This is a genomic window from Frankia canadensis (assembly GCF_900197875.1).
Classification (GTDB): Bacteria; Actinomycetota; Actinomycetes; order Frankiales; family Frankiaceae; genus Frankia; species Frankia canadensis.
The window spans coordinates 1-2316 of record NZ_FZMO01000369.1; the positions used below are offsets into that span (position 1 = coordinate 1).

Consider the following 2316-nt stretch of genomic DNA (forward strand, 5'->3'; position numbering starts at 1 on the left):
GGGGTGCCGGGGTCAGGGGCGGTGTGCTCCGGAGCCACGCCCTGGGCGGCCTCCGGGGATCTGGGCGGCGTCGTGGCTCCGGGGCGTGCCAGGGACGCGGGCAACGTCGAGGGACCGCCGGCGGAGGCCGACCTGGCGGATGAGGCCGGGGAGTCCGCCGCCGGGGTGGTCGGCGCAAGATCCACCACCGGCACCGACGCGCCCAGCCCGGGGACGGTGACCCGCGGGCTGGCCTCGGCGGCGACCGCGGTGGCCTGGCCGGGGGCCGCGGCGACGGTGGGCGTCGCGGCCCGCACGGTCACGCCCGGGTCCGCCGCCCTGGACAGATCCGGGAGCACCGCCGACGCGCTGACGGCGGCGGGCGAGGCGGGACTCGCGGCCAGGGCGGGCACCGCCGCCATCACCGGCGCGACGCCGGCGGCGAGGGTGACGCCGAGGCCGAGTTCGACCAGCCGGCGCATGGCGCGGGGCAGGACGAGCCGGGCCAGCACGGCGCTGATCCGGCCGACGCCGCCGGGGATGGCGGCGGCGACGCCGAGCAGGACGCCGAGGCACAGCCAGAGCAGGCACAGCCACGCGATCGCTGCGACGATCGTCACCAGGCCGCGCTCGGGTGCCTCGGCGAACCAGTGCGGTACGTCGCCGGCGCCGGCGGGAAGGTCCGCAAGAGGCGGGCCGAAGACGATCAATATGATCGCCATGCCCACCGCGCCGGCCGCGCCGGCGAGCCGCGCCAGCGTCCGCCGGACCGGTCCCGCGCTCATCGCCACATCCCCTGTCTGCCGGATGGCATCGAACGGCTTCGTTTGCCTATGTTTGGTTGTGTAAACCTCTTGAGCCCCACTGTCAATCCCGCTTGCGTCGTCCGTGAGTGAACGGGTCGATCGGCGCGCCGCGGAACGTACCCAGCCGGGAGGAGACCTGATGCGGTGGGAGGACCTGTTCGCCGACCTGGAGCTGCAGTGGGAGGCGGAGGAGGCGGCCGAGCTCGCGGCCGAACTCGCCGACCGCAGCCGCAGGGAGGCCTCCTACCTGCGGATGATTGATCGGATGCGCCCGGTCGTCGGGCACCGGACCCGCTGCCGGGTCCTCGGCGGCCATCGGGCACCGGAGACGCTGCACGGCACCCTCGCCGCACTCGGTGTGGACTGGTTCCTGCTGGCCGAGGCCGGTGCGACGGAGGCGCTGGTGCCGATGCGCTCGCTGCTCGCGGTCGAGAACCTGCCGGTGGTGTCCGCCCAGCCTGGGCACGAGGGGCCGCTGGCCGCCAAGCTCGACCTGCGCTACGTGCTGCGGGGCCTGGTGCGGGACCGATCGGCCTGCACGCTGCGGCTGGTGGACGGCGACGGCCTGCATGGAACCCCGGTGCGGGTGGGCGCGGACTTCCTGGAGGTGGCCGAGCACGCCGTCGGCGAGTTCGCCCGGCGCGGGCGGATCCGCTCCGGATGGACGCTCCCGCTCGACGCGATCGCGTACGTCCGCCGGATCCCCTGAGCGGCCGGCTCCGCTCCGGACGGGATGGCTCGGCACGGTCTGGCGCGGGATGGCGGTGGGCTCAGTCCTCCGGGACGGCCTCGCCCCGGCTCATCGGATTGGCGGCGACGAACGCCCTGGTCTGCTCGTAGGCACGCTGGATGTACGCCTCCAGCTCGGTGCGCTCGACGCGCCACTGCCCTCGGCCACCGATCTTGATGGCGGGCAGCTCGCCGGAGCGCACCAGCGCGTAGGTCTGGCTGGAGGAGATGTTCAGGATGTCCGCCACGTCGCTCAGCTGAAGGAAGCGGTCGTTCATCGGGTCCTCCTACTGAGGGCGGGTGTCTCTCCTCTCGTGTGTATCAGAGATTCCACGGTTCATCGCCTCCAGATGCCTCAGGTTGTGGATAACTGCGCGCGGACGCGATCGAAAGCCCTTGCTCGCCCCTGACCGGTTCGGTTCTTTCCCGGATCCATCGCCGACCGGGCCTGCTCGCGTCGGCCGGTTCGGCGGCGTGGTCCCGGTAGCAGGACAGACGGGTCGAGGTTGCCGCGGGCGCACATCGCCGGGGGCGAGGTAAGCGTCCAACTGGTGTGCTCAGATGACCCGGATTGTTGCGGTGTGCGATGGTCGGTCGCGGCCGGCCGTCGATTGTGCCGTTTTCGCGGCGATGCGCTTGCCGGTATGACTGGGTTCGGAGCCTTCGACCACGTACGCTCTGCGACCGGAAGGTGTGTACCCGCACCCGACGGCCCGCCAGGAAGATCAAGGGAGGTCACCCGGTGACCGAGCTCGCCGCGGCGCCGGTCCGTCCCGAGGCGTCCCCGCCCCCGGGGTCCCCG

The 2316-nt window shown here is 73.1% G+C and carries 2 protein-coding genes and 1 pseudogene; 1 reads left to right on the forward strand and 2 read right to left on the reverse strand.

Translation table 11 applies throughout. The annotated features are described in order from the left end of the window. A pseudogene (locus C1A33_RS23910) lies at positions 1-764 on the reverse strand (LysM peptidoglycan-binding domain-containing protein); the annotation flags it as partial. A 160-nt stretch (positions 765-924) separates the two neighbouring features. Between C1A33_RS23910 and C1A33_RS23915 the strand changes: the two are divergent. Beyond that, a complete protein-coding gene (locus tag C1A33_RS23915) occupies positions 925-1494 on the forward strand; it encodes a hypothetical protein (protein ID WP_101833586.1) in 570 nt (189 codons plus the stop codon). 61 nt (positions 1495-1555) lie between these two features. Here C1A33_RS23915 and C1A33_RS23920 read toward each other — a convergent pair whose 3' ends face one another. Further along, positions 1556-1792, reverse strand: coding sequence for a helix-turn-helix domain-containing protein (locus C1A33_RS23920; RefSeq protein WP_101833587.1), 237 nt, complete (start codon positions 1790-1792; stop codon positions 1556-1558). Between the last annotated feature and the right edge of the window lie 524 nt (positions 1793-2316).